Annotated in this window: 16 protein-coding genes; 7 read left to right on the top strand and 9 right to left on the bottom strand. The window is 51.4% G+C overall.

All coding sequences use genetic code 11. The features are described from left to right. Nucleotides 1–5 precede the first annotated feature (5 nt). The 4 genes from O4H49_RS05460 to O4H49_RS05445 form a co-directional block, all read right to left on the bottom strand. Nucleotides 6–1,079, bottom strand: coding sequence for an ABC transporter ATP-binding protein (locus O4H49_RS05460; protein WP_269422427.1), 1,074 nt, complete (start codon nt 1,077–1,079; stop codon nt 6–8). Further along, nucleotides 1,076–3,295, bottom strand: coding sequence for an ABC transporter permease (locus O4H49_RS05455; RefSeq protein WP_269422426.1), 2,220 nt, complete (start codon nt 3,293–3,295; stop codon nt 1,076–1,078). Before O4H49_RS05455 ends, O4H49_RS05460 begins: the two co-directional genes overlap by 4 nt. Nucleotides 3,296–3,330: 35 nt before the next feature. After that, complete coding sequence (locus tag O4H49_RS05450) at nt 3,331–4,362, bottom strand: ABC transporter substrate-binding protein (protein ID WP_269422425.1); 1,032 nt, start codon at nt 4,360–4,362, stop codon at nt 3,331–3,333. Nucleotides 4,363–4,593: 231 nt separating this feature from the next. After that, on the bottom strand, nt 4,594–5,628 hold the full coding sequence (locus O4H49_RS05445) for a LacI family DNA-binding transcriptional regulator (RefSeq protein WP_269422424.1): 1,035 nt from the start codon (nt 5,626–5,628) through the stop codon (nt 4,594–4,596). A 320-nt stretch (nt 5,629–5,948) separates the two neighbouring features. Here O4H49_RS05445 and O4H49_RS05440 point away from each other — a divergent pair, with 320 nt between their 5' ends. From O4H49_RS05440 to O4H49_RS05410, 7 genes are all read left to right on the top strand, one after another. Beyond that, complete coding sequence (locus O4H49_RS05440; RefSeq protein WP_269422423.1) at nt 5,949–6,968, top strand: LacI family DNA-binding transcriptional regulator; 1,020 nt, start codon at nt 5,949–5,951, stop codon at nt 6,966–6,968. Between the two features lie 235 nt (nt 6,969–7,203). Beyond that, the gene (locus O4H49_RS05435) at nt 7,204–8,277 is read left to right on the top strand and encodes an ABC transporter ATP-binding protein (protein WP_269422422.1); all 1,074 of its coding nucleotides are present in this window, start codon (nt 7,204–7,206) and stop codon (nt 8,275–8,277) included. A gap of 87 nt (nt 8,278–8,364) precedes the next feature. Beyond that, the gene (locus O4H49_RS05430) at nt 8,365–9,516 is read left to right on the top strand and encodes an extracellular solute-binding protein (RefSeq protein WP_269422421.1); all 1,152 of its coding nucleotides are present in this window, start codon (nt 8,365–8,367) and stop codon (nt 9,514–9,516) included. A gap of 73 nt (nt 9,517–9,589) precedes the next feature. Continuing rightward, nucleotides 9,590–10,438: an ABC transporter permease gene (locus O4H49_RS05425; protein ID WP_269422420.1), complete on the top strand. Its 849-nt coding sequence runs from the start codon at nt 9,590–9,592 to the stop codon at nt 10,436–10,438. Next, nucleotides 10,438–11,244 (top strand): ABC transporter permease, encoded by an 807-nt coding sequence (locus tag O4H49_RS05420; RefSeq protein ID WP_269422419.1) that lies wholly within the window; start codon nt 10,438–10,440, stop codon nt 11,242–11,244. The genes O4H49_RS05425 and O4H49_RS05420 overlap by 1 nt, the downstream gene beginning before the upstream one ends. Before the next feature lie 3 nt (nt 11,245–11,247). Next, the gene (locus tag O4H49_RS05415) at nt 11,248–11,982 is read left to right on the top strand and encodes an MBL fold metallo-hydrolase (protein ID WP_269422418.1); all 735 of its coding nucleotides are present in this window, start codon (nt 11,248–11,250) and stop codon (nt 11,980–11,982) included. A 107-nt stretch (nt 11,983–12,089) separates the two neighbouring features. Continuing rightward, nucleotides 12,090–12,923, top strand: a complete 834-nt coding sequence (locus O4H49_RS05410) for a MurR/RpiR family transcriptional regulator (RefSeq protein ID WP_269422417.1) — start codon at nt 12,090–12,092, stop codon at nt 12,921–12,923. A gap of 78 nt (nt 12,924–13,001) precedes the next feature. Here O4H49_RS05410 and O4H49_RS05405 read toward each other — a convergent pair whose 3' ends face one another. The 5 genes from O4H49_RS05405 to O4H49_RS05385 all read right to left on the bottom strand — a co-directional run bounded on the left by O4H49_RS05405 (nt 13,002) and on the right by O4H49_RS05385 (nt 17,885). After that, entirely contained in the window at nt 13,002–13,496 is a 495-nt protein-coding gene (locus tag O4H49_RS05405; RefSeq protein WP_269422416.1) for an Hsp20 family protein, read from the bottom strand. A gap of 249 nt (nt 13,497–13,745) precedes the next feature. Further along, nucleotides 13,746–14,882, bottom strand: a complete 1,137-nt coding sequence (locus tag O4H49_RS05400) for a Gfo/Idh/MocA family protein (RefSeq protein ID WP_269422415.1) — start codon at nt 14,880–14,882, stop codon at nt 13,746–13,748. Nucleotides 14,883–14,925: 43 nt separating this feature from the next. Next, complete coding sequence (locus tag O4H49_RS05395) at nt 14,926–15,711, bottom strand: ATP-binding cassette domain-containing protein (protein WP_269422414.1); 786 nt, start codon at nt 15,709–15,711, stop codon at nt 14,926–14,928. Between the two features lies 1 nt (nt 15,712). Beyond that, nucleotides 15,713–16,846: an ABC transporter permease gene (locus tag O4H49_RS05390; protein WP_269422413.1), complete on the bottom strand. Its 1,134-nt coding sequence runs from the start codon at nt 16,844–16,846 to the stop codon at nt 15,713–15,715. A 100-nt stretch (nt 16,847–16,946) separates the two neighbouring features. Then, entirely contained in the window at nt 16,947–17,885 is a 939-nt protein-coding gene (locus tag O4H49_RS05385) for a sugar ABC transporter substrate-binding protein (RefSeq protein ID WP_269422412.1), read from the bottom strand. Nucleotides 17,886–17,928 lie beyond the last annotated feature (43 nt).

Raw genomic sequence — 17,928 nt, 5'->3', positions numbered from 1 at the left:
AAATATCATGATGCAAGGAGAGCCATGCCTCTGCTAGCGAAGGTCATGGAGATATCACTGCCTGCGGTAATGGCCCGGTCAATTCTGTAATCAACGACAAAGAGTTCACCCAGGGCACTATCAATGGTGTAGTGAATTTGATTGCCCAGATAGGTGGCATGAATGATGTTCCCCTTTATTCCCTTAAGTTCGGGAGAGGCTTTTTCCAGGAGTACGCAATCTGGGCGTATCGCTATCTTGACCGGACCAGCTGCCAGCCCTCTGTCTGGTAAATTGCACTGGAGAGAGGCAATGCGTACGGTGGCTTCGTTGGGGCTGTGAGTGGCCACAATTTCTCCCTCAACCAGATTGGCGTCGCCGATAAAGTCAGCGATAAAGCTGGAAGCCGGTTTTTCATAAAGTTCACGCGGAGTGCCTTCCTGGGCAATCACAGAACGGTTCATAACGATTATGCGATCCGAGACGGCCAGAGCTTCTTCCTGGTCGTGGGTGACATAAACAGCTGTTAAACCCAATTTTTGTTGCAGGTCGCGGATTTCTTCCCGGACCTTGCGGCGTAATTTTGCATCCAGATTCGAGAGCGGCTCGTCCAGGAGAAGGACCTCAGGTTCGAGTACAAGGGCCCGCGCCACCGCGACGCGCTGTTGCTGGCCTCCGGAAAGCTCACTGGGAAGACGCTGGCCATAACCGGCAAGGCCTACCAGCTCGAGACCCTCTTCAACACGCTCGCCTGTTTCCTGTTTGCCCAATCCGGAAACGCTGAGGCCATAACCGACATTTTCTGCCACAGTCATATGGGGGAACAGGGCGTAGGACTGAAAAACCATACTGACATCACGATCCGTGGCGGGCAGGCTGGTCACATCCTTGCCCCCGATGATAACCCGTCCGTTGGTTGGATGCTCCAGGCCAGCAATCATCCGCAAGGTTGTGGTCTTTCCACAGCCACTTGGCCCGAGAAGCGTAACCAGATGCCCGGGTTCGATAGAAAAGGACACATCGTCGATTGCGGTGACCACACCATATTTTTTGGTGATGTTTTCAAAGACAACAGATCCCGGCCGAAGGTGCAGGCTCATGCTTGTTTCTCCTTGAGAGACTTTGATTTTGCGGAGGTGGCTTCCAGACGGTTGTCGCGTCGCAGCTTCCGTTCGCCAACTGCACGCTGGACCAGGAATATTGCCAGAAGCATTACGATGATCAGGACGGATGAATAGGCAATGGCAATGCCGTACTGGCCATTTTCGACCAGGCCAATGATATAGGATGTCGCCATGTTATGGTCGGCACTGACAAGAAAGATAACGGCACTGACCGATGTAATGGCCCTGACAAAACTGTAGACCAGAGCGGCTACAATCGCCGGGCGCAACAGGGGAAGAATAACCCGGCGCAAGGTGGTCAGGCTGTTGGCTCCGAGGGTAAGAGAAGCTTCATCCAGACTTTTGTCCAACTGGGTCATGGCGGCAATTCCGCCACGCACGCCAACGGGCATGTTGCGGAAAACAAAGCACAGTACAAGAATTACGCCGGTTCCGGTAAGTTCAAAAGGAGGGACGTTGAAGGCCAGGATATAGCTGACACCGATGACTGTTCCGGGGATGGCAAAGCTGAGCATGGTGCCAAATTCGAACAGGTTCTTGCCCCGGAATTTCTGGCGAACCAGCAAAAAGCTGGTGAGGAGCCCCAGGGCAGCGGTCAGTGGGGCGGCAATTGCCGAAATGGTTATTGTGGTCCAGAAAGAGTCCCAGGCCGTACCTTCCCAATGGAGACCATGTTCAGCCCAGTCCACAGAAAAGGCATTGCTGTAGTGCTGAAGGGTCAGGCTGTGATCACGGCCCCAGCTGATGACAAAACCACCAAATAAAATCATTCCGTAAATGGCCAGAGTAAACGCTGCCCAGGGAAGGGTGACTCCCAGGCATATGTTTCGCAGCAAGGGGTTCATTCCTGCATGAGCCCCGGATTCCGCTTTACCTGCCACGGTGGTGTAGGATTTTTTCCCGAGCCAGACCCGTTGAGCAAAGAAGGCACTGAGAGTGAAGCAAAGCAACAGGATTGCGAGAACCGCAGCACGGCCCTGATCGTTCTGTGCACCAACAATTGCAAAAAAGATTTCGGTCGAGAGTACTTCATAGTTTCCTCCCAGCACCATCGGGTTGCCGAAGTCAGCCATGCTTTCGATGAATCCGATCAGAAAGGCATTGGCGAGGCCGGGACGCATGAGCGGTAGAGAAACCCGTTTGAAGGTGTTCCAGCGGCTGGCACCGAGTGTTTGTGAGGCTTCTTCCATTGAAGGGCTGACCCCTTCAACCACGCCGATAAGTACGAGAAAGGCAATGGGGGTAAAGGAGAGTGTTTGAGCCAGCCAGATCCCCGGCAAACCATAGAGCCACCGCCCGGGTTCAACACCCAGCAGATCTGACACGAACTGTGTAATTGTACCCGCCCGGCCAAACAACAGGATCAGGGCAAGGCCAATAACAAATGGTGGTGTGATAATAGGAAGAACCGTGAGGGTTCTTAAGGATTTTTTCCAGCGAAAATCGGTTCGGGTTGCCACCAGGGCAAAGGCAAGTCCCAGCAAGGTGGTCGAGACACCGGTTAGCAGGGCCAGGAAAAGAGAATTCCAGGCTACGCCGCAAGAGGCCGTTGTGGTAATGCAGGCAAGGCCCCAGATTTTTCTGGTAAAGAAATTCTCGCCAAAGGCGGCGAAGGCGTAAGTTCCGCTTTCACTGATGAAGGCGGATATCAGTACCTTGCCGACGGGTAAGAAAACGAACGTTGCGACGAGGGCAATAACAATACCGATGGCCGAAGTTACAAAAACATCCCCGCGCAGGCTCCCCGCTGCCGCAAGGCCACTGGTAAAGAGTACCAGAAAGCCGGTCGCCGTCAGAAGTGCGCCATAGCCCATACCATATTGGCGACTGTTCATCGGGCCAAACAGATTTTCAAGAGCGGTGTATTCCCAGCCACTTATCCCGACAATGAAGCCTTGTGCCAGAAGATAGGCAAAACCAAAACCGCCGGAGATAATTAGAACGCGGGCATAATCCGGGTCGGTCTTGGTTTTTCTAATAATAAAAAGGGGGGCCAGAAGTGGAAGCAGCAATGGGAATAACCACACATTTCCCAGAGCAGCCTGGACCAGAGCTGGTGCATAGTCACTATCCAGCGGATAGCCATCTATCAACCATTGAAAAGCCCAGAACCCGTCTTCGACCAGATACCAGGGCAGGACAGCAAAGCCGACCCAGCCGAGTATCAGCCATGGCAAGAAAGCAGCACGCACGAATTTTCCTCCTTCGGCCCCCATAGTCCCTGCTTTTAGCGGGGCAGGGACTTGATTTCGTCATCCCAGCGCTTCAGCAGACGCTTGCGGGTGTCGCTGGAGCCATAGGTGGCGAAATCATATTCAATCAGTTTGAGATCCGAGAGCTTGGGCGCCTCATCGGGGACAGTAGCACTCGCGTTAGAAGGAACCTGGTAGGCTTCTGCATCCGCAGCCAGGGACTGGATGTCGGCACGCAAAGCAAACTCGGCAAATTTCTGTGCCGTTTCAGGATTTCTGGCCCCTTTAACAATGCTCATGGAGCCAACTTCATATCCTGTGCCTTCACAGGGGGCGACCACTTTGATCGGGAAGCCTTTTTTAACCTGCTTGACCATGTCGTGCATGAAGGTGATTGCAAGGGTGGTTTCTCCTCTTGCTGCTGCCTTGATCGGAGCTGATCCGGATTTGGTGTACTGGTTGATGTTGCCGTGCAGTCCGGCGAGGAATTCAAAGCCTTTTTCTTCACCAAACAGTTGAACCACAGTTGCCAGTGTAGTGTAGGCCGTTCCTGAAGAATTGGGGTTTGCCATCTGGATTTCGCCTTTGTAGGCGGGGTTGGTCAGATCAGCCCAGCACTTGGGGGCGGGCAGGCCTTTGGATTTGAGAAGTTCTTCATTATAACCGATACCAAGTGCGCCGGCATAGATACCAACGGTTTTGTAGCTTCCATCTTTTGCCTGGTTCTTGGCCCAGTCGAGCAGGGAATCCAGTTGTGGTGACTTGTATTCAACCGTCAGATCTTCGGCAGCTGCCTGAAGATGCGGATCGCCTGTACCACCCCACCAGATGTCGACTTTTGGATTTCTTGATTCTGCCTTGATCTGGGCAAAAATCTCACCTGAGCTTTTGCGGACCATTGAAACATCAACGCCGGTTTCTTTCTCAAATGTCGATTCCATCAGGTTGCACCACTGATCATCTGCCGCGCAGAGGACATTGAGTTTCTCTGCTGCCTGTGAAGGGGTGCCCGTTAGAGCGCAAGCTGTGGCAACGGCGATACCGAAAGCAAATTGTTTTGTCTTCATACCCTTGACCTCCCGTTTTGGTCGTTTAGTCGGATTTTCCCGATTGTTTCTCAATTGTCTTTAGATTGTGCACACGTTTGCACAAAATGTGTAAAAAAAACTCACTCCACACAATCGAGCTTTCAGGGATGATAGAGAGGTTGAAAAATAAATGAAAGAATAATTTCAAAAAAATAAAGAAATGGAATTATATTTCCAAAATATTTTCGAAATCTGTTTTGAGGCCTGATTTTAGTTGGCTGCGGGTGCAACGCTGTGGCGTGTAATGAGCTTGACAGGGATGGTAATGCGCTGGGGGCTGGTAGAGGAAGGAATGTCCTGAATGCATTTTGCCGTTGCTTCAGCTATGGCCTCGGGGCATTGGCGCAGTGTCGTCAATCTGTAGGCAGGTTGTCCCGCCAGCGGTATGTCATCAAATCCAATGACGGAAAGATCTTCTGGGACTCTCAGGCCAAGCTCGTGGCGTAAGGCATCCATGAATCCGAGGGCAACGTTGTCGTTGGCACAGTAAATCCCGGTTGGCGACCGGCTTTGGTCTGAGGGAGGGCGGTTGGCGAAGAGATCGAGTGCGGCCTGGAATCCGCCCTGGTAATCAGAACTCCTGCAGGGGATATTTTGGAGTGAGATCTCGCCAGAGGCCAGTTTGAGCGCCAGTGCCTGTTCAAAAAATGCACCCCTGGAATTACCGCTGTAAGTGCTGTTGATGCTGTTGACAAAAGCCAGTCGACGGTGGCCGGCATCAAGTAATGTTTTGGCTGCCAGCGTACTGCCGGTTTTGTTGTCGCAATTGATCAGGTGCGCTGCGTCCAGCTGTCCCGCCCGGTTGAGCAAGATGACGGGAATATTAAGGCGGATAAATTCCGCGCCGATAGAGGAAGAGGGGCTTCCCGAGGTGATAATGATGCTGCGAACCTGGTACTGGGCAAGTTTTTTGATAGAAAGTTCGAGCTGTTGTGTGTTGGAGGCATCAAGTAAAATGGGGTGAAGTCCCATTTTTTGCAGCTTTTGTATGAGCTGATTGATCAGGACGACAGCAAAAGGATCGTGCAGTCCTGCAGATACAAGCCCGACCAGATCGCTTTGACGGGTGATCATTGAGCGCGCAATCTTGTTGACCTGATAACCAAGCTGATCGGCGATCTCGATCACGCGTTCCCGGGTCTTTTTTGAAATGCGGCTGTCTGCCTTGAAGCATCGTGAAACCGTAGATCTGGAAACCCCGGCCATTCTGGCGACATCGGCAGAGGTGATGTTCTTGTGGGTCACTTGATCGTTCCTGTCTCGAAGTGGTGTTTTCTGCTCCGGCTTTTGGAGCAATTCTTCAGCCATGGTGAAAGAAGCTTGCCCTCTAGCCTAAATAATGACGCTGTGCAATCGTTTGCGCAAAGGAAATATTTTGAGCATTTTTACGAGGTTGGGTTTGTGTGTTTCTGGTTGGGGAGGAAAGTATATTTTTCATTATCTGAAAGGGTTGCCTGAAAGTGCGGTCGTTTATTCTCCGGATTTTATTTATCTGTTTTGTTGTGGAACCGATTTCATAGATGTTAATCTCCTGTCTTTCCCTTTCCTTGGGCAGGTGGTTGTTGATGGCGCGTGTAAAGAATGTAATTCGGGTAACTGTTGGTGATGTGGCCAAGTTGGCGGGTGTCTCCAGATCTGCTGTATCCCGAACCTTTACGCCGGGTGCTCCTGTTTCAGCTGGTACCAGAGAGAGGGTTCTCTCTGCGGCCAAGGAACTGGGCTATCGGCCAAATGCACTGGCGCGAAGCCTGACCCAGAGTCATACCAATATAGTTGCTATCGTAATGGGGGAGTTTGATAACCCCTTTCAGCCCTGGATGTTTGATGCGCTGACCCGTCATCTGCATCGGGGTGGGAAAATGCCGATGCTGGTGACGGTCGATCTGGCAGGCGATCCGGTCGAACCGATTTATCGCGCCCTTGATTTTCGGGTTGATGTTCTGGTTGTGGCTGCGGGGTCATTGCCGGATGAATCTGTCGCTGCCTGTATAGAATCTGGTGTGCCGGTGATTATGCTGGGGCGATCGGTCGAGACTGACATCGTGGATGTTGTGCTGTCTGATAATCACATGGCTGGGGCCCAGGCAGCCACGATATTGATCAACAGTGGCCACAAGAGTTTGGCTTATGTTGGGGGAAGCGAAGGTCGTCTTGCTTCTAAAGAGCGTGGGGAAGGTTTTGTTCTGGCGCTGGATAACATGGGGGTTGGGCTGACCCAAAAGGTATTTTGTGGATCCTATAGTTATCAGGCCGGGTATGAAGCAGCTCTGTCCATGCTGGCTTTGGATAAAAAGATAGATGGAATTTTTTGTGCGAGTGACTCGCTGGCTTTTGGGGTTATGGATGCTGTCCGTGATCATCTCGGGCTCAAGATTCCTCACGATCTTTCTGTTATCGGAATGGATGATGTGCCAATGTCTTCCTGGCCGGGTTACGGTTTGACCACTATTCGTCAGCCGGTCAACAAAATCGCTGAGTTCGTTCTGGAGCGGATTGATTACTGGTCAGTCCCCGGCGAGAAACAACCTGTTCTCCAGCGCATTCCCACAGAGTTGATTGTCAGGAATTCGGTTCGCCTGGGCTAGTTCAAGAGGTCCTTCTTATCAAAATTCGTCATGGCCTATTGACAGATTTATCTCTTCTCTTTCATACTAACTGAAATCGATTTCACAAAATCATAACAAATATTGCGTCTGAAATTCACATTCTCTTGAGATAAGCCTGAGGATAACGAAGGCTAAGGCTGAAACAGAGATGGATTTACAATAAAAAATGAAATCGATTTCAGTGAAGGTGTTTGCGTAAACTGGGGCGGTCGGAATGAGTGTTTTTCTGCAAATTGAAAATCTGTCGGTATCGTATGGGGCAGTCCGTGTGCTTCATGGAACATCCTTGTCTGTAGAGAAGGGAGAACTGGTGGCCCTGTTAGGGGCATCGGGCTGTGGCAAGACAACCTTGTTACGAACAATCTCCGGCTTTATCGAAGCAGAAAAGGGACAAATCAGGCTGGAAGGCGAGGATATAACCTTTCAACCGCCTGAAAAGCGCGATACGGCAATGGTCTTTCAGTCCTATGCGCTCTGGCCGCATATGACGGCTTTTGAAAATATTGCCTATGGGTTGAGGTTGCGCAAAAAAAGTAAAGCTGAAATCACAAAAACAGTTTCCGATACCCTTGATCTTCTTGGCCTTTCCGAATTTGGCGATCGCCTGGTGGCAAACCTTTCCGGTGGACAGCGGCAACGTGTAGCTTTGGGACGGGCTCTGGCAGTGAACCCTTCATTGCTGTTGCTGGATGAACCCCTTTCCAACCTTGATGCGCGTATTCGCCAGCACGTACGTCATGAGATCAAGGCAATTCAGAACCGCCTGGGTATTACCGCTGTTATGGTCACCCACGATCGCGAAGAGGCCATGGTGATGGCTGACCGGATCGTGGTGATGAACAAGGGGAAGATCGAGCAGATCGGTTCTCCGGAGGAGCTTTATAATCGTCCTGCTACAGCATTTGTCGCTGACTTCATGGGGGCGGACAATCAGATCTCGGTGGAGTGGCGTAAAGACAAAAACGGCTGTCAGATCAGCTCGGTTTATGGGGAGCCCGTTGCTTTGAAGTCGGGAGAGGAAAACGGGCTATCGGCGCCAGCAGGGAAGGGCACGCTTTTCTTCCGCAGTGAAGCAGCCATGCTGGTGGAAGCAGGCACCCAACCAGCCGAGAACAGTTTTGTCCTCAAGGGAAAAGTTGAGCAGATTACTTATCCTGGCGGTTTTTATCGACATGCGGTTCGGGTCGGCGAACAAACTTTTCTCGTTGATCACGGGGCTGCTTTTGGACAGGGCGCAATGGTCCATCTCGAGATTCCTACACATCGGGTGCATCTTTTTGCGGCCTGATTCACTGAACTTGCTCGGGATAAGTCAACGAAGAGCAGGACTTGTAACACCTATATCAACTCTCGCTTATGATTACAGGAGACAGTTATGAAGAAGAATGTTTTCAAAAACTGGTCAAGTGCGCTGGTTCTGGGGGGATCTGTCTGGGCTGTTGTGCCAGCTCAGGCAGAAGAGGTTGTCCTAAATGTTGTCACCGCCGGGGCACAGAATATGCTCGATTACGTGACTGATTATCTGGGACCAAAATTTGAGGAAAGCCACCCCGGAGTTAAAGTCCGGGCGGTTTCAACCGGTGCAGGTTCTGCCGGAAGTCAGGCGATTTACGAAAAGCTATCAGCTCAGAAAGATCAGGACAGCTGGGATATTGATGTTGCCGTTGTACATCAGCTCAAAGCGGGAGAACTGGTCGAAGAAGGGTTGCTGGCGCGCTACAAGGACGAGATCTCTACCGGGAAGCTGGCAACCCGGGACAGTTCGGTCAATGCGCTTGGGGCGGATGTGAGCGGATATGTAATTCCGATGTTCCACAGCCAGACAGCCATCGCCTATAATCCGCTGTTGGTCAAGGACGCCCCTTCGAGTTATGACGAGTTGGAAGCCTGGGCCGGAGAACATCCGGGGCAGTTTGGGTATAACGGCATTAAGAATGGAATGTCCGGAGTCAGTTTTGTCACTGGCTGGATCTATAATTTTGCCCCGGAAGGTGAAAAAATTATAGCCGGGTATGATGCTGGAACCGCCCAGACCTGGGAACCTGCCTTGGCGCGCCTGAAGCAATTTAATGAAAACGTCACCTTCACACCAGGGAATGCGGGAACGCTTGATATGCTGGGACGGGGTGAAATTGCCATGGGGCCAGTCTGGGTTGATATGTTTTATCAGTGGCGGGATGAAGGCAAGCTTGATCCCAATACCAAGCTGAAGCTGATTGGTCCCGGAATGCCGGGGCAGCCGATGTATTATGTGGTGCCAAAGAAGGCGGCTCATGGCGATCTGGCACGGGAGTTTATTGAGCTGGCAACCAGCCCAACCGTACAGGCCGAGGGGATTGTCAGCCGGTTTTCCTGGTATCCCGGTATTGATGCCGAGCATGTGAAAGATGATCTGGATGCTTCTGTCTGGAACAAGCTTTTTGTCGATGTGACCCCAGAAGATCTGGCGACCAAGGGCAAGGCTTTTCCCGTAGCTAAGCATCTGGATGAAATCCGCGAAGCTTATGAAGCTCAGGTAAGTAACTGATTAAATTGAGAACGAGGTGAGGTCGTCAGGACATCACCTCGGCTTTGTCCTGTTCGTTGAGTGAGGTGTTTCCATGCGCGAGTCCAGATTTGTGTCGATGACACTTGTTGCACCGGCGCTTTTTCTTGTCGCAGGCCTTTTTCTTTGGCCGTTGGGAAAATCGTTAATCGGTGCGTTTGTTATCGAGCCTGACGGGGAAGTGGCATCCCGGATCGGCATAGACAACTTTATCAAGGCCTTTTCGCTCTATGGACAGGATGTTCTTTATACCGTGGGGATCGTGACTGTCGCGACTTTGCTGGTCGGGCTGATTTCCGTAGGTATCGGGGGATACATTACACTTTGTGGCCGTCCGGTGATGGTTGCTGCTCTGAAATGGCTTTATCGCTGGCCCCTGTTTATTCCGTTTGTTGTTGTCGGGCAGATGATGCGTACCTTTCTGGCCAAAAACGGCTTTATGAACAATTCTTTTGAGGCGATCGGACTGATTGATGGCCTTACGGCCTCTGGTTACCTTGATTGGCGAGGCATTATTATTGCTTTTGTCTGGAAACAGACCGCTTTTGCAGCATTGCTGGTAAGCGGTGCGATGGCTGCTCTGGATCGTTCGACGATCGAGGCAGGACGCGACCTGGGGGCGTCTCCCTGGCGTATACTGGGGGAGATTATTGTGCCACAGATCAAGACCACATTGATGGTCTCTCTGATACTTTCTTTTGTAACCATGCTCTCAGTGCTGTCTGTTCCAATGATGATCGGTACCGGAACGCCGACCATGATGACGGTTGATATGGCCTGGCGCATCAATGGGTATTCGGATTATGGCGTAGCCAATGCTCTCGGTTTCATTTCAATGGCCATGGCGGGCACGGTTGCCTGGATTTACCTCAAACAGGCTGTAAAAGAAGGAGGGCAGAACTGATGCGCCTTTCGATTAAAAACCTGCCGCATATCCTTCTTATTGCTCTGTTTGCCTGGGTGATTTTTGGACCGTTGCTCAACATGCTGATCTGGGCCTTTACCGAAAGCTGGTTCTTTCCGGCCAAGTTGCCTACGGTTTGGGGCTTTAAATACTGGGAGCGTGTATTCAGGCCCCAGGCCGGTGCCATAGACAGCCTTTTGACCTCGGTTCATATTGCTGCCTGGACAGTTGTGGTCTCGCTTATGGTGGCTATTCCTGCAGGCTATGCACTGGCCAGAAGATCCCTGCCGGTGCGAACCCTGATCATGTTGACTTTTCTGATCCCACAGGCCTTCCCTTCGGTAGCGGTCTTTATCAATATCGGGCGTATCTTTTATGACATAGGACTGAATGGCACGATCTTTGGTGTGGTAATGGTGCATTCGGTTCAGGGGTTGGTTTATGCTGTCTGGATCTCTACAGCTGCTTTTTCAGCGGTAGACCGGGATCTGGAGCTGGCGGCACGGGATCTTGGTTCTTCTCCTTTGCTGAGTTTTCGGACGGTCAGTCTGCCAATTGCTGCGCCAGGCATTATGGCCAGTGCGATTTTTGTCTTCCTCAATTCACTGGATGAATTTACCGGGACCTTCTTTGTCGGGGTGCCCGATATCACGACACTGCCATTGATGATGTACACGGCAAGCATGGAAGGAAACTATCAGATCGCGTCGATTACGGCGTTGTTCCTGCTGATTCCCTCGGTCGGTTTTATGCTGGTTGTCGAAAGATTTCTGAAATCCAATGTGGTTTCCAAGATCGGGGTATAGATAATGGAAATCGATGTTCTTGGAGCGGGAGAGGCTTTTTCTCCCCGTGATCCGAATGCTTCTGTCCTGGTCAGGGAAGAGGGGTTTTGCCTGTTGATTGACTGTGGTCCTACGGTGCCTCAGCAACTCTGGAGCCGGGATCTGTCACCGGATACGATTGATGCCATTTATATTACGCATCTGCATTCGGATCACTGTGCCGGGCTTGGACCTTTGGCTAACCAGCTTGAGAGCCGAGGGCGGACAAAAGCCCTGGATATCTACTGTTTACCGCAGGGTGTCGAACGTCTGAAAGCTGCCTTGGATTTTGGCCTCTGGCCGCGCCCTGAGGCTTGTCCTTTTCCTGTCCGGTGGCATGATGTGAGGACGTGCAGAACGATAGGCCCCATGCAGTGCCGAATTGCGCCAACAGCCCATTCTGTGATCAACCATGCCATTCGGCTGGATGCGGCAGGGAAAAGCCTGTTTTACAGTGGTGATGGTGCTGCGACAAAAGCGAGCCTTGAGTTGATGAAGGGGGCAGACCTTGTGTTTCAGGAAAGCTGGGCCGATGGACCGGAAAACCTGGAGCCGGGACATTTTGATGCCAGGTCTTGCCTGAAAATTGCCGTTGAGATGACCATCCCCTTAATGCGCTTGTATCATATTCGGGATGATCTTATCGGTCAGGTTGAAGCGATTGTCGCCGAGACGGATAACGTAAGAGTAGCCTCTGCCGGTGAAATCATCATCCTTTAGGCGGGTCTCAGGAGTAGAATTGGTCTGTGTATTCTCGAAACGGAATTTTTATTCCATTTTTCTTGTAGTCTGCTATTCCTTGAGCAGAAGAAAATCATGAGGCTTGTATGACTGTTCCGACTATTCCTCCGGCGAGCTATGAAGAGCTGCGTAATGAACTGGCTGAAAAACATGAGGGGCTCAGCAAGCGGCTTAAACAGATAGCCGAATATGCGCTTGATAATCCCAACGACATGGCGCTGGAGACCGTTTCCGGGATTGCTGAACGCGCCTCGGTCCAACCTTCCAGCCTGATCCGCTTTGCCAAAGCGTTTGGCTATTCAGGTTTCAGCGAGATGCAAAGGGTATTTCGCAGTTATCTGGTCGAGAGCGGGACCAACTATAAAGACCGGATCCGTTCTTTTCGCAATGAGCATGATCAGGATGGTGCGCCCCGCAACATCGTTCTGGATGATTTTATTGATGGCGGGATTGCCGCGCTGAAAAATTTGCGGGATGTGGTCGATCCCGATCAGTTCGAGGCGGCGATCAAAATTCTCGGCAAGGCTGATGTGATCTATCTGGCTGCCCAACGCCGCGCTTTTCCGGTCGCGAGTTATCTGGCTTATGCCTTTGCCCAGCTGGATAAACGTTGCGTTCTGGTGGATGGCAATGGGGGAATGTTTTTCCAGCAAGGGCATTCAATCCGGTCAGGAGATGCTCTTTTGGCAATCAGCTTCAAAAGCTATTCCCCCGAAGTGATTCAACTGGTCAAGGAGACCCGGGAAAAAGCCATCCCTGTTGTCTCGATCAGTGATGGTCTGCTCAGTCCCTTAAGTCAGAATTCGGATGTCTCTCTTGAGGTTGAAGAGGTGGAGGTTCACGCCTTCCGGTCATTGAGTGCGACCATGACTCTGGCGCTTACGCTTGTTGTTGCGCTGGGGCGCGAGCTACAGAAATAGATAGTGGCGAGCTCTTCAAGTGGCTTCCCCAGATAGACAAGAGGACAAGGGCCGGAGTACTCCGGCCCTTGTGGGCGATTAAGCGGCAGGTTTGTTTTTCTTTTCACCTTCGATCAGCTGTTTTGCCTTGGCGATCAGGGTTTTTGGGGCCGATTTCCTGATCTCGATCGTTCGTGGTTTTTTCTCTTCAGGAATTTCTCGAACAAGATCAATGGTCAAGAGACCGTTTACCAGATTTGCACCCGTCACTTTGACATGGTCTGCCAGCTGGAATTTCCTTACAAAATCCCGATTTGCAATTCCCCGGTGAAGGAAAAGTGTTTCGGGTGTTTTTTCCGATTTCTGCCCCGAGATTGTCAGGGTTTGCTCGTTCGTTTCAATGGTGAGCTCTTCTTCAGAAAAACCGGCAGCGGCGATACTGATGCGATAGCGGTCTTCACCATCAGCCTCAATATTGTACAGGGGGTAATTCTGGGACGAGTCAGCTGTTTCCAGAGCTGAGTCGATCATTCTTGCCAGTCGGTCAAATCCGACGGTGGAATGGAACAGGGGGGTAAAGTCGTACCTAGTCATGGAACATCCTCCAAAAGCAATGTAAACACGATCTAGAACCCTAGGAAAAGTCTCTTAGGGTCTTGATGTCGGGCCTTTATCAAGCACCCGATATCTAAAATCTAGGTAGGGGAAACATGATATCAAGAGGGGAGTTTTCATCTTTTTTGAAATTTTTTAGCTTGATTCTTTACTGTAAATAGCGAAGTGGGCTTCCACTTTTCCCAAGGGGAAAATTGGGGGCTGGAAAGAGAATATCCAGCAACCCGATCAGGATGTTTCCACCCACTGCCCTTTGGTAGCTGAGATAGCAATTCCGTGGATAACCCGCTCTATCTTTTGTCCTGCAGCAAAGTCAGGCCAGTTAGACCCTTTACCAGCGATAGAATCAAGAAGTTGAGCCGCCTCGATGATCTTAAGCTCATTGAAACCGAGCTGATGCCCGGCTGCCGGGCAAAATTCCCGATAAGGAGAGTGCTCCGGTCCGGTGAGAATACGGGTAAATCCTCTGGTGGCTTTATCGCCAGTTGCTTGAAAAAGTTCCAGCTCATTCATGCGTTCCTGATCAAAAACGATCATGCCTTTGTCGCCATGGATCTCCATGCGGATCATGCTCTTGCGGCCCCAGGCCACCCGACTGGAGCTGACCAGCCCGCTGGTGCCATTACCGAAACGAATGATGGCTTGGGCCATATCTTCGTTTTCCACTGTTCCGGTTTCGCCTGTTTTGCCACCGGGCAGGGGGCGTTCTTTGTGAACGGTGTCCTGATCGGCCAGAACCCGGGCAATATCCCCGATCAGAAAATGTGCCAGACTGATGAGATGGCAGGTAAGATCACCAAGAGTACCCAGTCCGCCGTTTTCAATTTTACAGCGCCAGGTCCAGGGAAGCTGGGGATCGGCCATGTAATCTTCGTCGACCTGACCCCGAAAGTGGATAATCCGACCAATAGCCCCGTCATCTATCAGTTTCTTTGCATGCAGGATTGCAGGATTGTGTACATAGTTATAACCGAGTTGGGATTTTACACCAGAAAGCGCGGCCTTCTCGGCGGCTTTTGTCATATCTGCTGCATGTCCCAATGTCAGGCCCATCGGCTTTTCACACCAGACATGTTTTCCTGCTTCCAGCGCGGCAATGGCAATTTCCGGATGCAGGCCGTTGGGGGTGGTAATCGAAATGACATCAATGGCGGGATTATTGATGAGATCGCGCCAGTCAGTGGTACTGGATAAAAAGCCAAAAGCGCTGGCACAATCCCTGGCGACGTCCTCATTTGCATCGCAAAGGACCTCCAGTCGAGGGCGGATGACGGATGCAAAGCGGGCTTTGACGCCGCCCCATGCAGTTGCATGGCACTTGCCCATATAGCCCGTTCCGATCAGGCCTACTCCGATACTATCCATACTCCGGTTCCTTAAAAAGCTGCTGCCCAGTACCATTTGACTCTCAGATCATGCCTCCGAGTTCATCCGAAAGCTCCTGCAGCTCCTTGCCTCCTGCCATCAGGTTCTGGAGGGCATCGATTTCGATTTCCTCTTTGCTATAGGTGCCGAGTGTTTTTCCGCGGTTCAACACGGTAAAGCGATTGCCGACAGCATAGGCATGGCGGACGTTGTGCGTGATAAAGATTACCCCGAGCCCTTTTTGCCGTACCTGATGAATATACTTCAGGACCATGGAAGTCTGGGCGACACCAAGTGCTGAGGTCGGTTCGTCCAAAATGAGAACCTTGGCACCAAAATAAACCGCGCGGGCGATGGCAACACATTGACGTTCCCCACCCGAGAGGGTTCCTACTGCCTGTTGCGGATCACGGATATCAATGCCGATCTTGAGCATCTCTTCACGGGTCACCTTGTTGGCGTGATCAAAATCAATTGACTTGAAGGGGCCAAATCCCTTGAGAGGTTCACGACCCATGAAGAAATTCCGGGTAATTGACATCAGGGGGATCATAGCCAGATCCTGGTAGACGGTGGCAATACCGGCATCAAGGGCTTCGCGGGGAGAGTCAAAGTTTACAGGCCTGCCCTCTACCTTGAATTCTCCGCCTGTAGGCTTGTGAACCCCCGAAAGGGTTTTGATCAGGGTGGATTTTCCCGCGCCGTTATCACCAAGGAGGCAGAGTACTTCGCCAGGGCTGACGGAGAGAGAAATACCATTGAGGGCGATCACCAGTCCGAAGTGTTTGACCAGATCGTTGACTTCAATCAGGGGTGTTGTGTTTGTCATCTTATCGCTCCCCGGTTACGCGTTTGCGGACATAGTTATTGAACAGCACCGCGATCAAAAGCATGCCGCCGAGGAAAACCAGATACCAGTCCTGGTCAATGTTGGTGTAGGTCAGCCCGATCAGGACCATGCCGAAGATAATTGATCCGAAGAAGGCCCCGATGGCAGAGCCATAGCCGCCTGTTAACAGACAACCACCGATAACAGCGGCGATAATGGCTTCGAACTCTTTCTGAAATCCTCGACGGGCATCGGTAGAACCGGCATCAAGAACGGTCAGGATGGCAACCAGTGCAGCCGCACAGGCGGTAAAAATGAAGAGGGTGGTCTTGACCCGGTTAACCGGAACACCGGAGTTACGGGCAGAGGCTGCGTCTCCTCCCGATGCAAAAATCCAGTTGCCAAAGCGGGTCCGCACAAGAACCCAGGTTGCAACGCCGGCAAGGAGAACAAACCAGATAATTTCGACAGGAACACCTGTAACCTTTGGCAGACCAGTTTTAAAGGTGTCGATCAAACCCATTTCTGCAAACCAGAGAAAAGGAGCTTCAAGGACGTCTCCAGAGAAAAACTCGGCAAGTGAAGAGCCTTCTATGGCTTCCTTGACGCCGCGGAGCTGGGTGGAACCACCCGTGGCCCATTTGAGGCCAACCAGGGTGAGACCTCGCAAAATAAAGAGAAAGGCGAGTGTGACAATAAAAGAGGGCAATCCGGTCTTGAGCACGATTTGACCGTTGATTGCGCCCATTGCAGCTGCAAAGGCAAAAGTGATCACGATTGAAACAGCAAGAGGAAGCTGGAAAACAACCAGAGCGGTGGCAAAGATCAATCCGGCAAAAGCAACCATTGAACCGACAGAAAGATCAAATTCTCCACCAACCATCAAAAGTGCGGCGCCAATAGCCAAAATTCCAAGTTGGGCAGCAGGGGCAAGGAAGTTCATAATCCCGGCCAGTGTGAACATGGACGACTTCCCGGCGATCATAAAAAACACTGTGACAAGGATCAGACCTGCGAGCGCACCCAGTTCCGGACGTCGCATCAAGCGGGTGATCAGGCTGACTTTGATAACTCTTTCATCAGCAATGTGGGCTGTAATAGCCTGATCGAGTTCATTTTGTGCTGCCTTGGGCATTAATATTTCCTCCCGCAGACGCTCCTTCTTCAGAGAACGCTGCTACAGATTAGAGAAAGGGACCGCTTGCACAGCCCCTTTCTTTTTGGCTTAACCAGGATTAACGAATGCCAACGGCACTGAGGTCAACAACCTGAGCGGCTTTATCCTTGGTGATCAGATTTGGACCAGAAGGAACGTTACCGCCTGGAATCAGGCCGTATCGGGCGTTCAATGCAAGGAATGAAACCGGAAGGTATCCCTGAAGAAACTGTTGCTGATCGATAGCAAAGGCTGCTTTCCCATCTGCAATATACTGAAGGAAGCCAGCAGACATATCGAAGGTCGCAACGTTGATTGAACCCAGTTTTCCGGCTTCTTCAACTGCGAGGATTGAAGGTTCGCCTGCCGTTGCTGCCCCGAGGGCAAGGATCGTATCAATGGCTTCGTCTGAATCAATTGCGGCACGGACCTTGGCAGAAATTTCCGCAGGATCGTTGGAAGTTGGCAATACTGTTACAGCTCCGCCGAAACCTTCTGTAAAACCGGCGCAACGCTGATCAAGGGAAACGTTACCGACTTCCTGGTTGACGCAGATGCCTTTTTTTCCGCCAAGCTCGGCCAGCTTTTCACCAGCGGCCTTGCCGGCGTCGAACTCTTCCTGCCCGACATGAAGCAATGCACCGAGGGACTTGGAAACGTCGGAGCCCGAGTTCATGGAGATAACAGGAATACCAGCCGCGACGGCTTTTCTGATCGCATCACCAAGGGCATCAGCGTCAGGAATGGAGACAATCAGGCCATCTGGCTCCTGATTGACGGCTGCTTCGATTAACTGGCTCATCGCAACCATATCAAAGGTTTCCGGTGCCCGGTAATCAACGGTGACTTCCATATCTTCGGCTGCTTTGATGACGCCGTTTTTAACAACAGACCAGAAAGGGTCATTTGCCTGACCATGACTGACAACAATAATATTTACATCCTGGGCAAAGGCGGCAGTGGTTGCGGCTCCCAGTATCGCCGTAGCTGCGATGGTTTTCTTGAAGGTACTAAACATGTCTTGCTCCCTGTTAGGTTTATACTTGGTTTGCTTGGCCCGG

This window comes from Kiloniella laminariae, from assembly GCF_027214005.1.
Lineage (GTDB): Bacteria > Pseudomonadota > Alphaproteobacteria > Kiloniellales > Kiloniellaceae > Kiloniella > Kiloniella laminariae_A.
Note: the sequence above shows the minus strand (reverse complement) of the source record. Positions and strands in the feature narration are given on the sequence as shown.